This window comes from Pseudomonas sp. NY5710 (assembly GCF_013305665.1).
In the GTDB taxonomy this organism is placed as follows: Bacteria; Pseudomonadota; Gammaproteobacteria; order Pseudomonadales; family Pseudomonadaceae; genus Aquipseudomonas; species Aquipseudomonas juntendi.
Window position 1 is genome coordinate 3,941,120 of record NZ_CP045554.1, and the last position, 18,100, is coordinate 3,959,219.

At 56.8% G+C, this 18,100-nt stretch carries 19 protein-coding genes and 3 pseudogenes; 12 read left to right on the forward strand and 10 right to left on the reverse strand.

Annotated features, from left to right (window positions below):
• Positions 1 to 23 precede the first annotated feature (23 nt).
• Both GEV39_RS18150 and GEV39_RS18155 read left to right on the forward strand, forming a co-directional pair.
• A complete protein-coding gene (locus tag GEV39_RS18150; protein WP_225624752.1) occupies positions 24 to 629 on the forward strand; it encodes a DsbA family protein in 606 nt (201 codons plus the stop codon).
• An 8-nt stretch (positions 630 to 637) separates the two neighbouring features.
• Positions 638 to 958: a hypothetical protein gene (locus tag GEV39_RS18155; protein ID WP_023660755.1), complete on the forward strand. Its 321-nt coding sequence runs from the start codon at positions 638 to 640 to the stop codon at positions 956 to 958.
• Between the two features lie 325 nt (positions 959 to 1,283).
• On the opposite strand, the gene GEV39_RS18160 is transcribed toward GEV39_RS18155, so the two are convergent.
• The 6 genes and pseudogenes from GEV39_RS18160 to GEV39_RS18175 form a co-directional block, all read right to left on the reverse strand.
• A complete protein-coding gene (locus tag GEV39_RS18160) occupies positions 1,284 to 1,505 on the reverse strand; it encodes a hypothetical protein (RefSeq protein ID WP_060495291.1) in 222 nt (73 codons plus the stop codon).
• 421 nt (positions 1,506 to 1,926) lie between these two features.
• Positions 1,927 to 2,241 (reverse strand): annotated as a pseudogene (locus GEV39_RS18165) (Tn3 family transposase); the annotation flags it as partial.
• 33 nt (positions 2,242 to 2,274) lie between these two features.
• Positions 2,275 to 2,537, reverse strand: a pseudogene (locus GEV39_RS26180) (Tn3 family transposase); the annotation flags it as partial.
• Between the two features lie 20 nt (positions 2,538 to 2,557).
• Positions 2,558 to 3,016 (reverse strand): methyl-accepting chemotaxis protein, encoded by a 459-nt coding sequence (locus tag GEV39_RS26595; RefSeq protein ID WP_275941885.1) that lies wholly within the window; start codon positions 3,014 to 3,016, stop codon positions 2,558 to 2,560.
• A gap of 87 nt (positions 3,017 to 3,103) precedes the next feature.
• Positions 3,104 to 3,868 (reverse strand): annotated as a pseudogene (locus GEV39_RS26600) (PAS domain-containing protein); the annotation flags it as partial.
• A gap of 199 nt (positions 3,869 to 4,067) precedes the next feature.
• A complete protein-coding gene (locus tag GEV39_RS18175; RefSeq protein WP_033902000.1) occupies positions 4,068 to 5,045 on the reverse strand; it encodes an IS5 family transposase in 978 nt (325 codons plus the stop codon).
• A gap of 338 nt (positions 5,046 to 5,383) precedes the next feature.
• On the opposite strand from GEV39_RS18175, the gene GEV39_RS18185 reads away from it, so the two are divergent.
• The 4 genes from GEV39_RS18185 to GEV39_RS18200 all read left to right on the forward strand — a co-directional run bounded on the left by GEV39_RS18185 (position 5,384) and on the right by GEV39_RS18200 (position 9,873).
• A complete protein-coding gene (locus tag GEV39_RS18185; RefSeq protein ID WP_000179844.1) occupies positions 5,384 to 7,063 on the forward strand; it encodes a TnsB C-terminal domain-containing protein in 1,680 nt (559 codons plus the stop codon).
• Positions 7,064 to 7,065: 2 nt separating this feature from the next.
• Positions 7,066 to 7,974 carry a TniB family NTP-binding protein gene (locus GEV39_RS18190; protein ID WP_003155746.1) on the forward strand — a complete coding sequence of 303 codons (909 nt, stop codon included), beginning with the start codon at positions 7,066 to 7,068 and terminating at the stop codon, positions 7,972 to 7,974.
• A complete protein-coding gene (locus GEV39_RS18195; RefSeq protein WP_006122485.1) occupies positions 7,971 to 9,188 on the forward strand; it encodes a TniQ family protein in 1,218 nt (405 codons plus the stop codon). Before GEV39_RS18190 ends, GEV39_RS18195 begins: the two co-directional genes overlap by 4 nt.
• Positions 9,189 to 9,249: 61 nt before the next feature.
• Positions 9,250 to 9,873: a recombinase family protein gene (locus GEV39_RS18200; RefSeq protein WP_003155741.1), complete on the forward strand. Its 624-nt coding sequence runs from the start codon at positions 9,250 to 9,252 to the stop codon at positions 9,871 to 9,873.
• Positions 9,874 to 10,030: 157 nt separating this feature from the next.
• Here GEV39_RS18200 and aadA1 read toward each other — a convergent pair whose 3' ends face one another.
• The 4 genes from aadA1 to GEV39_RS18220 form a co-directional block, all read right to left on the reverse strand.
• A complete protein-coding gene (aadA1, locus tag GEV39_RS18205; RefSeq protein WP_001206316.1) occupies positions 10,031 to 10,822 on the reverse strand; it encodes an ANT(3'')-Ia family aminoglycoside nucleotidyltransferase AadA1 in 792 nt (263 codons plus the stop codon).
• Between the two features lie 36 nt (positions 10,823 to 10,858).
• On the reverse strand, positions 10,859 to 11,686 hold the full coding sequence (locus GEV39_RS18210) for an OXA-2 family oxacillin-hydrolyzing class D beta-lactamase OXA-21 (RefSeq protein WP_014386432.1): 828 nt from the start codon (positions 11,684 to 11,686) through the stop codon (positions 10,859 to 10,861).
• Between the two features lie 81 nt (positions 11,687 to 11,767).
• Entirely contained in the window at positions 11,768 to 12,322 is a 555-nt protein-coding gene (locus tag GEV39_RS18215) for an aminoglycoside N-acetyltransferase AAC(6')-Ib4 (RefSeq protein ID WP_003159191.1), read from the reverse strand.
• A gap of 147 nt (positions 12,323 to 12,469) precedes the next feature.
• Positions 12,470 to 13,210, reverse strand: a complete 741-nt coding sequence (locus GEV39_RS18220; RefSeq protein ID WP_003159548.1) for a subclass B1 metallo-beta-lactamase IMP-1 — start codon at positions 13,208 to 13,210, stop codon at positions 12,470 to 12,472.
• A 152-nt stretch (positions 13,211 to 13,362) separates the two neighbouring features.
• Between GEV39_RS18220 and intI1 the strand changes: the two genes are divergently transcribed.
• The 6 genes from intI1 to GEV39_RS18250 all read left to right on the forward strand — a co-directional run bounded on the left by intI1 (position 13,363) and on the right by GEV39_RS18250 (position 17,951).
• Positions 13,363 to 14,376, forward strand: coding sequence for a class 1 integron integrase IntI1 (gene intI1 / locus GEV39_RS18225; RefSeq protein ID WP_000845048.1), 1,014 nt, complete (start codon positions 13,363 to 13,365; stop codon positions 14,374 to 14,376).
• A 1,877-nt stretch (positions 14,377 to 16,253) separates the two neighbouring features.
• Entirely contained in the window at positions 16,254 to 16,559 is a 306-nt protein-coding gene (locus GEV39_RS18230; RefSeq protein ID WP_019819701.1) for a type II toxin-antitoxin system RelE/ParE family toxin, read from the forward strand.
• Positions 16,540 to 16,875, forward strand: coding sequence for a helix-turn-helix domain-containing protein (locus GEV39_RS18235; protein ID WP_001172026.1), 336 nt, complete (start codon positions 16,540 to 16,542; stop codon positions 16,873 to 16,875). The genes GEV39_RS18230 and GEV39_RS18235 overlap by 20 nt, the downstream gene beginning before the upstream one ends.
• 13 nt (positions 16,876 to 16,888) lie before the next feature.
• Complete coding sequence (locus GEV39_RS18240) at positions 16,889 to 17,224, forward strand: hypothetical protein (RefSeq protein WP_000741275.1); 336 nt, start codon at positions 16,889 to 16,891, stop codon at positions 17,222 to 17,224.
• A gap of 23 nt (positions 17,225 to 17,247) precedes the next feature.
• Positions 17,248 to 17,574, forward strand: coding sequence for a hypothetical protein (locus GEV39_RS18245; protein ID WP_000091614.1), 327 nt, complete (start codon positions 17,248 to 17,250; stop codon positions 17,572 to 17,574).
• Positions 17,571 to 17,951 (forward strand): hypothetical protein, encoded by a 381-nt coding sequence (locus GEV39_RS18250; protein ID WP_001054412.1) that lies wholly within the window; start codon positions 17,571 to 17,573, stop codon positions 17,949 to 17,951. The genes GEV39_RS18245 and GEV39_RS18250 overlap by 4 nt, the downstream gene beginning before the upstream one ends.
• Positions 17,952 to 18,100 lie beyond the last annotated feature (149 nt).

Sequence of the window (18,100 nt, forward strand, 5' to 3'; positions counted from 1 at the left end):
TCAACCTCATCTTGTTTATTGTCATGGTGATCGCAGGCGTAGGTGTCTGCTGGCAGCTCGCGACGAGTTCGAATACCAGAAGCCCCGATGAGACCTGGTACTTCGGCCCCACGAATGCCAGGTGGGTAATCACTGAGTATGCAGACCTCGAATGCCCTTATTGCAGGGCATACACCCCGCAACTGAAGCACTGGGTGAGCGGGCAAGAGAACGTGAAGCTCGCGTGGCACCATTTCCCCCTCGATATCCATGGAGTTGCCGCACAATCGGAGGCGCGACTCGTTCAATGCGCAGGGTACTTAGGGGGGGCAGCGGTATTCTGGCAGGCGATCGAACTGGTTCTGCTGCGCACACGGGGTGATGGACAAGGACTCGCAGGGGAACTGGAGGTGCCCGGTGTGTCCACCGAGGCTCTTTCCAGTTGCGCTAGAGCAAACATGGACATCCGTGGGGTTGTAGACAAACAACTGGCTGTGGCCAAGAGCCGCGGCATTGCCGCTACCCCTACGATCGAGGTCACCGACAGTTTGACGGGGCACAGCATGCGCCTGGAGGGCCCCGTGGACAGCGCCGCGCTGTTGTCGGTCATCGATGCCCTCGCCGCCCAGGCCCCACTGCGCAAGGACTAGGCCAGGTAATGACCAAACTCACGGTATTGCGCAACGACAACAATGAAGAAGAAAGCAACCTGCCAAGCAGGTTCTTTCCCAGCGCAGGCTCTGGCCATGGATGGTTTCAGCTTGAGCCGGCTGGGGAAGAGTCACCCTCACACTCTGAGCTAAGCTGGGCTCTCCAGGAGTGGAATGACGACTGCGTCCTCATGGAGTACGACGCTGCCACAGGCAAAGGACGCTTCGTGATCGTCGACTGGTATGCGCCGGCGCCGGGGACCGTGCTCGAGCTGAACCTGCAGCGCGAAATGACTTTTGAGGAGCAGGATCCAGACGACGCGGAATGATTCTACTAGTTCACATTTTAGAGATCGCCCAACATCCGGAGGGAACGGATATCCCTTCACCCAGTCACACGCAGGGATGATGTCGAGGTGAGGTGGATGATGAAACTACAAGGATTCGCAAGCCGACACAGCTACTTGAGCGTCCAACTTGAAAAGCTCTACCAGCAGCTGTCCGGCCCTCCCGATATCGTGGGCTTTTCGGCGTCAGTCACGCAACTCAACGACGACATTTGCGAATTGCAGCGGGATGTCATGGAATCAGTAATACTCCGTTCCAGATCACCGGGTCCGGGGACCAGGTCTTCACCGACCGATTGACCCCAACTCACTCAGGCTCTCGGCGATCAAGAGGATCTCGAGGAGGTGTGACGGTCAGGGTGAAACTCCCGGTGAGGCTTTGTCGCAGCTCCTGAGGCATCCAGTAGGCAAACTGCACTAGCCACGCGCCATCCTTCAGCCGATGGGTTTCCTGGCGAAACTCTTCAACAGATGCTTCATCTATGCCGAGAAGGGCCGCCACTTCTGGGTTGGTGGGTATGCGGTCCATCACTAACCTGCCTCCCTGCGCCTTACCAATGTTGCAAAATACTCCAGCGCAATTGAACTGACACCAACCGTCTATCGGTCGGAGAGCTTGCCCGTTGTCATCCAGGAATAAGCGCGCTGAAGCGCCCATGTCATTGCCGTAGTCATCGTCTGATCTTTGCAGTCCAAATAGCCCTCCTCGAGCAGCAACTCACCATCTTGGGCATAAATCCCGAGAAATAGCTGAGTCTGGTTCGCCTTTGAGACCCTTACCTGGATGTTAATGAGGGAGCCATCCGCCATCCTCTCATCGAAGTTTCTGAAGTGCAGATCTGGATCTGCCCACTCCCAGAAAATTTGACCTCTGTTGCGCATGTCCCGTCCCAGGGTAAGTGACAATCCAGGCAGTATGGGGTTGTACGCCGGAATCCCAGAAATTTCCGTCAGCCCAGCTCCAGTCCCGCCACGAGCGCATCCAGGTCGATGAACTTGCCGTCAGTCTGGAAGGTGTAATGCCCGTTCAGCAGGATGTGCCGCCAGGCCGCTGGCGACATCTGCGTGATCAACGCCAGCGCCTTGGCATTGCCAGCTGCCTCGTACTTCGTCAGCAGCAGGGACAGGATCGCCGAGTTGTAGAAGATGATCGCGTTGCCGATCAGCCTGGCGCACTGGTTGCTGATCTCGATTTCGATGTCGGTGCGGCCGGTCAATTCCTTCTTCCCACCGACTTGGGCGATGGTCGAGCGTAGCTGGTGATAGGGGAGCCCGCAGAATTCGGAAAAAATCGTACGCTAAGGTTTTCCGGGCAATCGTAGCGGCCTGAACTTCCCGATCTCCAGCCTGCGGCTCTGCCGCCAGACGTAATCGCCAGTCAGGTTGATGTGCTCCCAGCCCAGCGGCAATAGGTATTGCAGCAGCTCGCCGCCCACCGACTTGCCAGCCTCGACCAGCCCCAAGTGATGCACTCCAGATACATCGTGTTCCATAGCACGATGGCCGTCACCAAGTTTGGGCTTCTGGCTCTGTAGCGCTGCGGCTCGAAGTTCCGATCCTGATTTTGCCTAAAACTGGACACTAGCTATTGTCTTTGAACAACGTCGATACGGTACGGGCAACATGGTCTGCACCGTCACTGATTTCACGCATAATAGTTGTTACAGTTGCGATCTGATCGTTGTTTTCTTCGGCGCTTCTAGCGATGCTGTTCATATCTATATTCAGTTGCTGAGTAAGCTTTCCGTTAGCAGTTACCACATTCTGGATTTCCACGGTGGCACTGCTAGTTCGAGCTGCCAACTGACGAACCTCGTCGGCTACTACAGCAAAGCCTCGGCCCATTTCACCCGCTCGGGCAGCTTCAATTGCGGCGTTAAGTGCTAGTAAGTTAGTTTGTTCTGCCACGCCTTGGATGATGGTAACAATTTTCTCGATATCTTTAGCCTGAGCATTTAGCTGTGTAATCGAAATAACCGCACCGTTTATTAAATTAAATGTACCCTGAGATAGTTCAATTGAACTAGCAAGGGACTCCATGCCCCGCACGGAAATTTGAGATGTCTCCTCGGCGGTGGTGAAGGAAAGCTCTGCGGCCTGACGGATTTCATCAGCCTTATGCTTCTGCGAGCTGACGTCGGTGGCAAATTTTAACACTTTCACAACCTGGCCGGCTTCATCAATGACGGGGTTGTAGGTGGCCTCAAGATAGATGGTCTCTCCCGATGCGGTCTTGCGCTCAAATTGCCCGCTTAAAAAAGTTCCTCCCTTTAAACTCTGCCAAAAATTTGGATTTTCTTGATAAAAATTATCGAAACAGAACATTCGGTGGTGTCGACCCTTGATATCGCTGAGGCGATAACCCATAGCACGGAGGAAATTCTCATTTGCATGCAGGATGTCACCGTTAGGTGTGAACTCGATCTCCGCCATCGAGCGGGAGATGGCTGCATGGACGGCTCTTAGTGAGAGTAACTCGTTTTCTCTCTGAGTGACATCTGAGCCAATCTTAATGATTTCAATAACTTTTCCATCTTGATTTTGAACTGGAATATAAGTAGCCTCAATCAATACTAAGTTACCGTCTTTGCGCAGCCGCCTAAATAAACCTGATTGAAGATGGCCGTCAGCCAATTTCTGCCAGAAGCGCGAATAATCAGCTGTGTTAGCATAATTCTTTTCGCAGAAAATTCTGTGGTGCTGCCCTGCTATTTCTTCGAGTTTGTAACCAAGCATCTCTAGAAAGATATTGCTCGCATAGATTACGCTCCCGTCTGGCCTGAATCTGATTTCCGCGACATTTCGACTTATTGAATCAAGCTGCCGCTGTAGTTCTGAGAGCTTATTTTCTGTGTCCAGCAGTTGTTTGTTTTTATTGAAAAACATAATCATTACCTTTGTGCAAATAAAATAATACTTGGGGCCCAATTTATACTGTATCGGTTAGGGAAGGTCTGAAGTAAGCAGCCGTTTTTAACGGCCTCGCTGTCTGAGGTTCAAAAAACACCGACTTAATCGAAAATCAGACCTTTCCTCCTGTCAGTTCACTGTTTTTTGCGGAATAGCACCTTTTCAGGGCTCATTGTCCACATCACAGGCGCACCTCGCCTGCATTCAACAGTCGTTTTCGCATCATCCACAGGTTCGATAAGGCAAACAGTGTGGTCTGCTGCGCGGTGTTTTTCACCAAGCCTCGGAAGCGGACTTTCGTATAACCAAACTGGCGCTTGATCACCCTGAATGGATGCTCAACCTTGGCCCGGACTTGAGCTTTCGCGTATTCGATTTTGCGGCGCATGCGACCGATCAGGCTCTTTTTTGCATGCTTCTTATAGCTGCTGGGGCGCGCTGCGATCGACCAGATCATCTGGCGATGTTGATGCTCCGCACGCTTCTCCACGCCGGTGTAACCGGCATCGCCAGAGACGTAAGTTTCCTCGCCATGCAGCAACTGATCGACCTGAGTCACGTCCGCCACATTCGCCGCCGTGCCCACCACGCTATGTACCAGACCGGATTCAACATCGACACCGATGTGCGATTTCATCCCGAAATAGTACTGATTTCCTTTCTTTGTCTGGTGCATTTCGGGGTCGCGTTTACCGTCCTTGTTCTTGGTCGAACTGGGCGCATGAATGATCGTCGCATCGACCACAGTTCCCTGACGCAGCAGCAAACCTCGGTCGCCCAAATAGCCGTTGATGACCTGCAAAATCCCACCGGCCAGCTCATGTTTTTCCAACAGCCGGCGGAAGTTGAGGATCGTGGTTTCATCCGGAATCCGATCCAAATGCAGCCCGGCAAACTGGCGCAGAATCGTGGTTTCGTAGAGGGACTCTTCCATCGCCGGATCGCTGTAGCCGAACCAGTTTTGCATCAGATGAACCCGCAGCATGGCCATCAACGGATACGCCGGACGACCGCCTTCACCCTTCGGATAATGCGGCTCGATCAACGCAATCAGGCCTTTCCAGGGCACGACCTGATCCATCTCAATCAGGAAACGCTCACGGCGGGTCTGCTTACGTTTGCCTGCGTACTCGGCATCAGCGAAAGACATTTGCTTCATCGGGGCTCAACCGTTCAGTTCGTGGGACAGCCGTATCTCACCAGATTTGGAAGTCTTTTTCAGAGTTTCCTTAGCGCAACCGCTTCTTGAGAGCATAGCTCTTTATAGTTGGAAAATTAGCGATTTGCAGCCATGTGTCATATTGAGCTATGCCCTAACTAGGCGTCAGGCCGGAACCTTGGGCCGCGTCAGGATAGTGTCATTTTCAGAAGACGACTGCACCAGTTGATTGGGCGTAATGGCTGTTGTGCAGCCAGCTCCTGACAGTTCAATATCAGAAGTGATCTGCACCAATCTCGACTATGCTCAATACTCGTGTGCACCAAAGCGAGGTGAGCATGGCGACGGACACCCCACGGATTCCAGAACAAGGCGTGGCCACTCTGCCTGATGAGGCTTGGGAGCGTGCGCGCCGTCGTGCGGAGATCATCAGTCCGTTGGCGCAGTCGGAGACGGTCGGGCACGAAGCGGCCGATATGGCGGCTCAGGCGCTGGGCTTGTCTCGGCGCCAGGTATACGTTCTGATCCGGCGTGCCCGGCAAGGCAGCGGCCTCGTGACGGATCTGGTGCCCGGCCAGTCCGGTGGAGGTAAAGGTAAGGGGCGCTTGCCGGAACCGGTCGAGCGCGTCATCCACGAGCTACTGCAAAAGCGGTTCCTGACCAAGCAGAAGCGCAGCCTAGCGGCCTTTCACCGCGAAGTCACTCAGGTGTGCAAGGCTCAAAAACTGCGAGTGCCGGCGCGCAATACCGTGGCCTTACGGATCGCTAGCCTTGACCCGCGCAAGGTCATCCGCCGGCGGGAAGGCCAGGATGCCGCTCGTGACCTACAAGGTGTGGGCGGCGAGCCTCCTGCCGTGACCGCGCCGCTGGAGCAGGTGCAGATAGACCATACGGTCATCGACCTGATCGTGGTCGATGACCGCGACCGGCAACCTATTGGCCGCCCGTACCTGACCCTCGCCATCGACGTGTTCACCCGCTGCGTGCTCGGCATGGTCGTCACGCTGGAAGCGCCGTCTGCCGTTTCGGTTGGCCTGTGCCTCGTGCATGTCGCCTGCGACAAGCGCCCTTGGCTGGAAGGACTGAACGTGGAAATGGATTGGCAGATGAGCGGCAAGCCCTTGCTGCTCTACCTAGACAACGCGGCCGAGTTCAAGAGCGAGGCCCTGCGCCGGGGTTGCGAGCAGCATGGCATCCGGCTGGACTATCGCCCGCTGGGACAGCCGCACTATGGCGGCATCGTGGAACGGATCATCGGCACGGCGATGCAGATGATTCACGACGAACTGCCGGGAACGACCTTCTCCAACCCTGACCAGCGCGGCGACTACGATTCCGAAAACAAGGCCGCCCTGACGCTGCGCGAGCTAGAGCGCTGGCTCACATTGGCGGTCGGCACCTACCACGGTTCGGTGCACAACGGCCTGCTCCAACCGCCGGCCGCGCGCTGGGCCGAGGCCGTGGCGCGTGTCGGCGTACCGGCCGTCGTCACACGCGCTACTTCGTTCCTGGTCGATTTTCTGCCGATCCTCCGGCGCACGCTGACCCGCACCGGCTTTGTCATCGACCACATCCACTACTACGCCGATGCGCTCAAGCCGTGGATTGCGCGGCGTGAACGCTGGCCGTCCTTTCTGATCCGGCGCGATCCGCGCGACATCAGCCGTATCTGGGTCCTGGAACCGGAGGGACAGCATTACCTGGAAATTCCCTACCGTACCTTGTCGCATCCGGCTGTCACCCTCTGGGAACAACGGCAGGCGCTGGCGAAACTGCGGCAGCAAGGGCGCGAACAGGTGGATGAGTCGGCGCTGTTCCGCATGATCGGCCAGATGCGTGAGATTGTGACCAGCGCGCAGAAGGCCACACGCAAGGCGCGGCGTGACGCGGATCGCCGCCAGCACCTCAAGACATCAGCTCGGCCGGACAAGCCCGTTCCGCCGGATACGGATATTGCCGACCCGCAGGCAGACAACTTGCCACCCGCCAAACCGTTCGACCAGATTGAGGAGTGGTAGCCGTGGACGAATATCCCATCATCGACCTGTCCCACCTGCTGCCGGCGGCCCAGGGCTTGGCCCGTCTTCCGGCGGACGAGCGCATCCAGCGCCTTCGCGCCGACCGCTGGATCGGCTATCCGCGCGCAGTCGAGGCGCTGAACCGGCTGGAAGCCCTTTATGCGTGGCCAAACAAGCAACGCATGCCCAACCTGCTGCTGGTTGGCCCGACCAACAATGGCAAGTCGATGATCGTCGAGAAGTTCCGCCGCACCCACCCGGCCAGCTCCGACGCCGACCAGGAGCACATCCCGGTGTTGGTCGTGCAGATGCCGTCCGAGCCGTCCGTGATCCGCTTCTACGTCGCGCTGCTCGCCGCGATGGGCGCGCCGCTGCGCCCACGCCCACGGTTGCCGGAAATGGAGCAACTGGCTCTGGCACTGCTGCGCAAGGTCGGCGTGCGCATGCTGGTGATCGACGAGCTGCACAACGTGCTGGCCGGCAACAGCGTCAACCGCCGGGAATTCCTCAACCTGCTGCGCTTCCTCGGCAACGAACTGCGCATCCCGTTGGTTGGGGTAGGCACGCGCGACGCCTACCTAGCCATCCGCTCCGATGACCAGTTGGAAAATCGCTTCGAGCCGATGATGCTGCCGGTATGGGAGGCCAACGACGATTGCTGCTCACTGCTGGCCAGCTTCGCCGCTTCGCTCCCGCTGCGCCGGCCTTCCCCAATTGCCACGCTGGACATGGCTCGCTACCTGCTCACACGCAGCGAGGGCACCATAGGGGAACTGGCGCACTTGCTGATGGCGGCGGCCATCGTCGCCGTGGAGAGCGGCGAGGAAGCGATCAACCATCGCACACTCAGCATGGCCGTTTACACCGGACCCAGCGAGCGGCGGCGGCAATTCGAGCGGGAACTGATGTGAAGCCTGCGCCGCGCTGGCCGCTGCATCCCGCCCCGAAAGAAGGCGAGGCGCTGTCCTCATGGCTCAACCGCGTGGCCCTTTGCTATCACATGGAGGAGCCCGACCTGCTGGAGCACGATCTTGGTCACGGCCAGGTCGATGACCTGGACACCGCGCCACCACTCTCGCTGCTGGCGTTGCTTTCCCAGCGGAGCGGCATCGAGCTGGACCGGCTGCGCTGTATGAGTTTCGCCGGATGGGTGCCTTGGCTACTGGACAGCCTTGATGACCAGATTCCAGACGCCTTGGAAACCTATGCGTTTCAGCTCTCGGTGTTGCTGCCAAGACTCCGCCGTAAGACGCGATCCATCACGAGCTGGCGTGCCTGGCTGCCCAGCCAGCCGATAAACCGCGCCTGTCCGCTCTGCCTGAGCGATCCGGAGAACCAAGCCGTACTGCTCGCGTGGAAGCTGCCCCTGATGCTGAGCTGCCCGCTGCATGGCTGCTGGCTGGAATCCTATTGGGGCGTGCCAGGGCGGTTTCTCGGCTGGGAGAACGCCGACGCCGAACCGCGCACCGCCAGCGACGCGATTGCGGCGATGGACCAGCGTACCTGGCAGGCACTGACAACCGGTCACGTGGAGCTGCCGCGCCGACGCATCCACGCCGGATTGTGGTTTCGACTTCTTCGCACGCTGCTCGATGAGCTGAACACCCCGCTTTCCGCGTGCGGAACCTGCGCGGGGTATCCCCGCCAAGTCTGGGAAGGCTGCGGGCATCCGCTGCGTGCTGGGCAAAGTCTGTGGCGACCGTATGAAACCCTGAATCCGATAGTACGGTTACAGATGCTGGAGGCGGCGGCAACGGCAATCAGCTTGATTGAGGTGAGGGACATCAGCCCGCCAGGCGAGCAGGCAAAGCTATTCTGGTCCGAGCCCCAAACCGGGTTCACCAGTGGCCTGCCGACGAAAGCGCCGAAGCCCGAGCCCATCAATCACTGGCAGCGTGCAGTCCAGGCCATCGACGAGGCCATCATTGAAGCGCGACACAACCCCGAGACGGCACGCTCGCTGTTCGCGTTGGCTTCCTATGGTCGGCGCGATCCCGCTTCCTTGGAACGGTTGCGCGCCACCTTCGTGAAGGAAGGCATCCCGCCGGAATTTCTGTCACATTACCTGCCTGATGCACCCTTTGCATGTCTTAAACAAAATGACGGGTTAAGTGACAAATTTTGACGGATAGAGCTTTCCGGCTCACACTGTCACATAATCGAACGTATACGTGACGGGTGAAAAGGTGCTGATCGGCTACATGCGGGTATCGAAGGCGGACGGATCCCAGTCCACCAATTTGCAACGCGATGCGCTCATCGCCGCTGGTGTGAGCCTTGCGCACCTTTACGAGGATCTGGCCTCGGGCAGGCGCGATGATCGCCCAGGGTTGGCTGCTTGCCTGAAGGCGCTTCGTGAAGGGGACACGCTGATCGTGTGGAAGCTCGATCGGCTTGGCCGTGATCTGCGCCACCTGATCAACACCGTGCACGACCTAACTGCGCGTAGCGTGGGCCTGAAGGTCCTGACCGGTCACGGTGCGGCGGTCGACACGACGACTGCCGCCGGCAAGCTTGTGTTCGGTATTTTTGCCGCGCTGGCCGAGTTCGAGCGTGAGTTGATTTCCGAGCGAACAGTCGCTGGACTTATCTCGGCGCGCGCTCGCGGCAGGAAAGGGGGGCGCCCCTTCAAGATGACCGCCGCCAAGCTACGCCTGGCGATGGCCAGCATGGGGCAACCGGAAACCAAGGTGGGCGATCTCTGCGAAGAACTCGGGATTACCCGGCAGACGCTCTACCGGCACGTGTCGCCCAAGGGCGAACTGCGGCCAGACGGCGTAAAGCTGCTCTCCCTCGGTTCAGCCGCATAAATGGAGGCGACCTGGAACGGGGCGCTGTTCAGTGCGGCAACGATCCGATTACCGGTGTCGACCCAGAGCAGCCGTAGAGCTTTTGGGAAAGCTGTCGTTCAACGCTTGAGTTAAGCCGCGCCGCGAAGCGGCGTCGGCTTGAACGAATTGTTAGACATTATTTGCCGACTACCTTGGTGATCTCGCCTTTCACGTAGTGAACAAATTCTTCCAACTGATCTGCGCGGGAGGCCAAGCGATCTTCTTCTTGTCCAAGATAAGCCTGTCTAGCTTCAAGTATGACGGGCTGATACTGGGCCGGCAGGCGCTCCATTGCCCAGTCGGCAGCGACATCCTTCGGCGCGATTTTGCCGGTTACTGCGCTGTACCAAATGCGGGACAACGTAAGCACTACATTTCGCTCATCGCCAGCCCAGTCGGGCGGCGAGTTCCATAGCGTTAAGGTTTCATTTAGCGCCTCAAATAGATCCTGTTCAGGAACCGGATCAAAGAGTTCCTCCGCCGCTGGACCTACCAAGGCAACGCTATGTTCTCTTGCTTTTGTCAGCAAGATAGCCAGATCAATGTCGATCGTGGCTGGCTCGAAGATACCTGCAAGAATGTCATTGCGCTGCCATTCTCCAAATTGCAGTTCGCGCTTAGCTGGATAACGCCACGGAATGATGTCGTCGTGCACAACAATGGTGACTTCTACAGCGCGGAGAATCTCGCTCTCTCCAGGGGAAGCCGAAGTTTCCAAAAGGTCGTTGATCAAAGCTCGCCGCGTTGTTTCATCAAGCCTTACGGTCACCGTAACCAGCAAATCAATATCACTGTGTGGCTTCAGGCCGCCATCCACTGCGGAGCCGTACAAATGTACGGCCAGCAACGTCGGTTCGAGATGGCGCTCGATGACGCCAACTACCTCTGATAGTTGAGTCGATACTTCGGCGATCACCGCTTCCCTCATGATGTTTAACGTAGAAGTAACCGGCGCTGCGCGGCTTTATCGCGCTGCGTCCGAGTTGACTGCCGGGTTGGGCGGCAACGCTTCGATAGAGCGAAGGATTGCCCGCACTATTGCCTCCCTTTTGAAAAGGTCATCCATCCTGTTTGGCGTATCAATATTCAGTGCGAAGAATACGGGGCCAGTCGGCCACTCAACCCATCCTACCCACCAACCCATGCGGCCTTCCCAGCCCGTCTTTGCGCGCAGTATCCAGTTGCGACCGGCTTCCACAATCATGAGGTCCTTGACCAAGCGCTGATGTTCTACCCGAAAGGGCAACTCGTTATGATAGAGCTTCCTGAGAAATGCAATCTGTTCTTGTGCCGCGATAGCAAGATTGCCATCTATCCAGTAATCGCCATTACTTGTCGAAGGATCGGCGTTGCCATAGTCGATTTGCTTCAAATAGCGTCGAGCCTTGTCTTCACCGATCTCTTTTGCAAATAGCTCATAAATCCAGACAGTAGAATTCCGCATTGCTGATCGCAAGTCTTGGTCTTGGTTGTGAGCTGCAAAGCTTCTTTTGATGCCGTCCCATCGGAAAACTTGAAACTCATCACGTGCAGCGCCTGCGTCAAGTGCAAAAAGTGTATGTGGAATCTTGAATGTCGAGGCCGGCGAGTAGCGTTTCTCTGACCGCACCTGATCAAAAACCAATATGACACGATCTGTTTGGCGTTCGTCTGCCACAACTATCGTGCCTTTGGCTTGAAATTCGCTGAAAAACTTCCGCCAGTCAGAACGTTCGCGCATGCCTTCTTGTGCATGCGCGAACGTGCCAAAAACAAAAGTGGAGAAAAGTATTGCGAAGATTCGGATTGCCATTAAGTTTTCCTTGACGCCCAACGTTTGACATGAGGGGCGGCCAAGGGCGCCAGCCCTTGGACGTCCCCCTCGATGGAAGGGTTAGGCATCACTGCGTGTTCGCTCGAATGCCTGGCGTGTTTGAACCATGTACACGGCTGGACCATCTGGGGTGGTTACGGTACCTTGCCTCTCAAACCCCGCTTTCTCGTAGCATCGGATCGCTCGCAAGTTGCTCGGCGACGGGTCCGTTTGGATCTTGGTGACCTCGGGATCATTGAACAGCAACTCAACCAGAGCTCGAACCAGCTTGGTTCCCAAGCCTTTGCCCAGTTGTGATGCATTCGCCAGTGACTGGTCTATTCCGCGTACTCCTGGATCGGTTTCTTCTTCCCACCATCCGTCCCCGCTTCCAAGAGCAACGTACGACTGGGCATACCCAATCGGCTCTCCATTCAGCATTGCAATGTATGGAGTGACGGACTCTTGCGCTAAAACGCTTGGCAAGTACTGTTCCTGTACGTCAGCAAGTGTCGGGCGTGCTTCTTCTCCGCCCCACCACTCGACGATATGAGATCGATTTAGCCACTCATAGAGCATCGCAAGGTCATGCTCAGTCATGAGGCGCAGTGTGACGGAATCGTTGCTGTTGGTCACGATGCTGTACTTTGTGATGCCTAACGCTAAGTTCAGCGGCAGTTTGTAAGTTGCGCGTTGTGGAATACTTTGCGAAGCAAACCACAAAAGCGCAACTTACAAACTGTCCAGCCACGTAGTGGCGTGCTGCAACGACTTGTTAGAAATTTAGTTGCTTGGTTTTGATGGTTTTTTACTTTCGTTTAACCCTTTAACCGCCTGCTCTAATGTAAGTTTCAAGAGTGATGCGTCTCCAACTTCACTGTGACTTGGAACAACCAGTTTTGCCTTACCATATTTGGACTTTAATAATTTGGCGGACTTTGGCCAAGCTTCTATATTTGCGTCACCCAAATTGCCTAAACCGTACGGTTTAATAAAACAACCACCGAATAATATTTTCCTTTCAGGCAACCAAACCACTACGTTATCTGGAGTGTGTCCCGGGCCTGGATAAAAAACTTCAATTTTATTTTTAACTAGCCAATAGTTAACTCCGCTAAATGAATTTGTGGCTTGAACCTTACCGTCTTTTTTAAGCAGTTCATTTGTTAATTCAGATGCATACGTGGGGATAGATCGAGAATTAAGCCACTCTATTCCGCCCGTGCTGTCGCTATGAAAATGAGAGGAAATGCTGCCTTTTATTTTATAGCCACGCTCCACAAACCAAGTGACTAACTTTTCAGTATCTTTAGCCGTAAATGGAGTGTCAATTAGGTAAGCCTCAGCATTTACAAGAACCACCAAACCATGTTTAGGAACAACGCCCCACCCGTTAACTTCTTCAAACGAAGTATGAACATAAACGCCTTCATCAAGCTTTTCAATTTTTAAATCTGGCAAAGACTCTGCTGCGGTAGCAATGCTGCAAAACAAAAATATAAAGAATACAGATAACTTGCTCATACTTTTCCTTTTCTAACTTTGTTTTAGGGCGACTGCCCTGCTGCGTAACATCGTTGCTGCTCCATAACATCAAACATCGACCCACGGCGTAACGCGCTTGCTGCTTGGATGCCCGAGGCATAGACTGTACAAAAAAACAGTCATAACAAGCCATGAAAACCGCCACTGCGCCGTTACCACCGCTGCGTTCGGTCAAGGTTCTGGACCAGTTGCGTGAGCGCATACGCTACTTGCATTATAGCTTACGAACCGAACAGGCTTATGTCCACTGGGTTCGTGCCTTCATCCGTTTCCACGGTGTGCGTCACCCGGCAACCTTGGGCAGCAGCGAAGTCGAGGCATTTCTGTCCTGGCTGGCGAACGAGCGCAAGGTTTCGGTCTCCACGCATCGTCAGGCATTGGCGGCCTTGCTGTTCTTCTACGGCAAGGTGCTGTGCACGGATCTGCCCTGGCTTCAGGAGATCGGAAGACCTCGGCCGTCGCGGCGCTTGCCGGTGGTGCTGACCCCGGATGAAGTGGTTCGCATCCTCGGTTTTCTGGAAGGCGAGCATCGTTTGTTCGCCCAGCTTCTGTATGGAACGGGCATGCGGATCAGTGAGGGTTTGCAACTGCGGGTCAAGGATCTGGATTTCGATCACGGCACGATCATCGTGCGGGAGGGCAAGGGCTCCAAGGATCGGGCCTTGATGTTACCCGAGAGCTTGGCACCCAGCCTGCGCGAGCAGCTGTCGCGTGCACGGGCATGGTGGCTGAAGGACCAGGCCGAGGGCCGCAGCGGCGTTGCGCTTCCCGACGCCCTTGAGCGGAAGTATCCGCGCGCCGGGCATTCCTGGCCGTGGTTCTGGGTTTTTGCGCAGCACACGCATTCGACCGATCCACGGAGCGGTGTCGTGCGTCGCCATCACATGTATGACCAGACCTTTCAGCGCGCCTTCAAACGTGCCGTAGAACAAGCAGGCATCACGAAGCCCGCCACACCGCACACCCTCCGCCACTCGTTCGCGACGGCCTTGCTCCGCAGCGGTTACGACATTCGAACCGTGCAGGATCTGCTCGGCCATTCCGACGTCTCTACGACGATGATTTACACGCATGTGCTGAAAGTTGGCGGTGCCGGAGTGCGCTCACCGCTTGATGCGCTGCCGCCCCTCACTAGTGAGAGGTAGGGCAGCGCAAGTCAATCCTGGCGGATTCACTACCCCTGCGCGAAGGCCATCGGTGCCGCATCGAACGGCCGGTTGCGGAAAGTCCTCCCTGCGTCCGCTGATGGCCGGCAGCAGCCCGTCGTTGCCTGATGGATCCAACCCCTCCGCTGCTATAGTGCAGTCGGCTTCTGACGTTCAGTGCAGCCGTCTTCTGAAAACGACAGATAGGGCCGATTCCAGCATTTTCTGACGCCTCGCCGGCAACCTCTAGGGCCTCAACCTGACAGGCCGTACGCTTAACGTACGATTTTTTCCGTTGTGCGCCAGGCATGGCGCGTAGTGCCGTGACTGGCGCTGTTCGGCTCACTGTGGTGGTGAGTCGGACGATTTGGAGGTGAAAGTCCTCTACACACCCGGCAAGGGGAAGTGTTAGCTGAAGGCAAGGGTGTCGCGGGTGACCGCGAATCTGAAGGAAGCCCGAGGCAAAATGCTGGTCTGACGTATAGGAAGCGGATAGAGGCGGCGTAGCGGGGTGAGGTAGCAACGATTGCCAAAGCCCGATACTTGCACGGAACGCTACGACGTAAATCCGACAGGCATAAGCAGGAAGGGCGCGCGAATTACCCTGGGAGATCTGTTTGGCCTGCCACGTGCTACCGGCACCGAGAGGTGGCGGGATGGGCGAACAGAAGTCAGCAGAGGCCGTAGTAGTTGCTCGGAACCGGAGCGATGAAGGGCTGAACCTGTCATGAGTGGATAGTCAGGTGTGCTCTCTGTTGGAGCGTAAGGCAGAAACGTCGTGAACAGCGGCGGTCGAGACCATCAGGAGGTAGGAGTCGGAAACTCCGAGGGCCGGTCTGGGCGCTTAGTTACCACAGGCGACACATCAACGGAACCAAGCTCGCTGACGCAGTCTGTCAGTAGGCAGGAACCGCCGTATACGGAACCGTATGTACGGTGGTGTGGGAGGACGGCGGGGGCGACCCCGCCTCCTACCCGATTTCTCTATCGTCCCCAAAATCGGCCCCCTGCGGCCCCCTGCGGCCCCCTGGGCGCGTTTCTGGTGCTAAGGTAGGCTTGCCCCCTGACTGACAGCTTCCGCGTTGTGTGGGCGATTCTGGAGGCTCTGACGCTGCTCCGGTTGCAGCGCTCCCGCCCCCTCTTTGGCGTTCAACCCTTACGGACTTGCAGGCGGCGGCAGTCGTCCAGGATGAGTACAGGCGGTCGGATCGCCTCGATCCATACTGTCCAACCCTTAGCGAGCCTTCAGGCGGCGCATAGGTTTGGTTCAGTTCGAGGTGGTTGGGTTGACGCCGGCGCGGCTTGCCGCGCCCTTGGTAAACGTTGCTGGCCGTAGGCCAGGCATTTTTGAGCGGGCGCAGGCCGCGACAGGCCGACGCGAAGCGGCGGGGCGAAGGGAGCGAAGCGACAGAAGGGTAGGCGCGCCCATAGGGCGCTAACGGCGGCTTGTATGTTGCTTGCAGGGCTGCGAGTTGCCCACAGGCTGAGAGGTTTTAAGAAGATTTAAAAGATTTAAAAGATTTAGGAGGAAAAAACGGCTTTTTATCTTTTGAAATCAAGGTCTTACGGATGTGGCCGGTTCCTAATAGACGGAACTCGGTTCCTAATAGACGGAACTCGGTTCCTAATAGACGGAACTCGGTTCCTAATAGACGGGCTATCCACAGCCTGGGAGGGAATACGCGACAAAACATGGTTTAGGGGTGCCCGCAGAATTCGGAAAAAATCGTACGCTAATGTTTTACGACACCTCCTTGAGGTTGCCGCGTTTACATCATTACCTGAACAGGTATAAAATTCCGTCATGACAAACAAAGAAAAACCGCTCGAATGGATCGCGAGCAGCCACAAGGATTTGATGGCGTTGCACGTCCGACGTGCGTCGCCGTTTCGGTTACGCGCTCTCGTTGGCGCAGATAGGCGATCAGGATGACGCAGCAAAGGTGCTCAAGGGGTTCGGTGGTGCCGGCGTGCTGGAGGTCGTCGAAGACGATGCCGGCGGCACCTATCGAGCGGTATACACGGTCAAGTTTGCGGAAGCGGTGTTCGTCCTGCACTGCTTCCAGAAGAAGAGCAAGAGCGGAATCGCCACGCCAAAGGCCGACATGGACATCATCCGCGCTCGGCTGAAGGTGGCCGAGGTATTGGCACAGGAGCTACGAAATGCAAAAACGAATCATTGAAGGCGTCGAGGTTCAGCGCAGCTCGGGCAACGTCTTTGCCGACCTTGGACTGCCTGACGCTGAAAAGCTCAAGATCAAGACCGGCCTGGTGGTCGAGATCAGGAGGGCCATGCGCGCCCTTGGGCTGACTCAACAAGCGGCGGCCAAACGCATGGGCATCCCGCAACCGAAGGTGTCGGGCATGATGCGCGGCGACTTCACCAATCTATCCGAACGCAAGCTGATGGATTGTCTGAATCGCCTCGGCTACGACATCGAAATCAAGGTACGGCCAGCAGCCGAGCCGATCGGGCATCTAACGCTCGCAACCGCTTAATCGGAGCCTCCTGATGGCAGCCCGCATCACCGACGACGAATGGGACGAACTGACTCCCGAGAATTTCGATACCACGGCACTGCTGCGTGCAGTCGATGCCGTGGACGTGCTGCGCGGCGATTTGAATGACAGCGCAGACGGCGCACCTCCGCAACTGCGCACCGACCTGTTGAAGCTGCATCAACTGGCAATGGCCGCGTTCAACGAGGGATCACGCAGCCGAGTGGCTGAGCTATTTGATCTCGCCGTGGATCTTCAGGATCAGGTTGATCATCTGATGACCTCGCTGGAACAAGTGCAAGAAACCCTGTCCCGGTTGACGGCGCTCTACCCAGAAAGCCTGTCCTGAATGTTCTTGGAGACAACCACATCATGAGCCGCAGCCGCCGCAAAACGCCCATCGTTGGGCACACGACCTGCCGTAGCGAGCGCGAGGACAAGAAACTCTGGCATCAGCGCTGGCGAACCCACGAGCGCACCGCGCTGGCCAGCGCGTCGCCGGAAGCTCTATGCGCCCATCTGCCTCTACTGGAAAACCAGGTCAGCAACGTCTGGTCGATGGGTAAGGATGGCCGCTCCTACTGGCCCATCAAGCGCCAGGCCGCCACGGCGGATCGCATTGCCAACCACAAGGGACGCAATCCGCAAGAGCGCGCCTCCCTGAAAAAGCGTCTGCTGCGCAAGTGGATGAGCAAATGAACCTGTCCACCATCGAGGCGCTGGCTATCGCTTGGGCGCGAATCGCTGAAGAAGCAGAACTCCCAGCCGGCTACGAGGGCACGGCGACGCCAGAGGCGCATCGGGCCTGCGAGGTGATCCAGGAGCGGATTCGAGAGCACGTCGTCGCCACCAATGACATGCGGCTGTTCGGCCTGCTGCACCTGCTTGGGCAGGCGTCGCTGCGCATGGAGCAAGCGCTGTGGCCGGAAGAATATGCGCGGATGACCCGCGAGGTCGAGGAAGCTCTCCGAGAGGCCGACGACCCCAACGCCAAGTCGTACACCCACGAAGAAGTCATGCAGGCGATGCAGGAACGCATCGACCGAGCGCGAGACAAAGCCATGTTGATCGGCTGACGGAAATTTCGGCGGTTCCGGCTGATCCAAGAATCTTGGCGTGACCTTACCTCCGCTCTACCGCTGGGTGCCAGCCTCGGCGCACGCCTAACCACCCAACTCAGAAAGGAAAATAAGTTGGTAAAACGCATTCCCGTATCCGAGCTTCG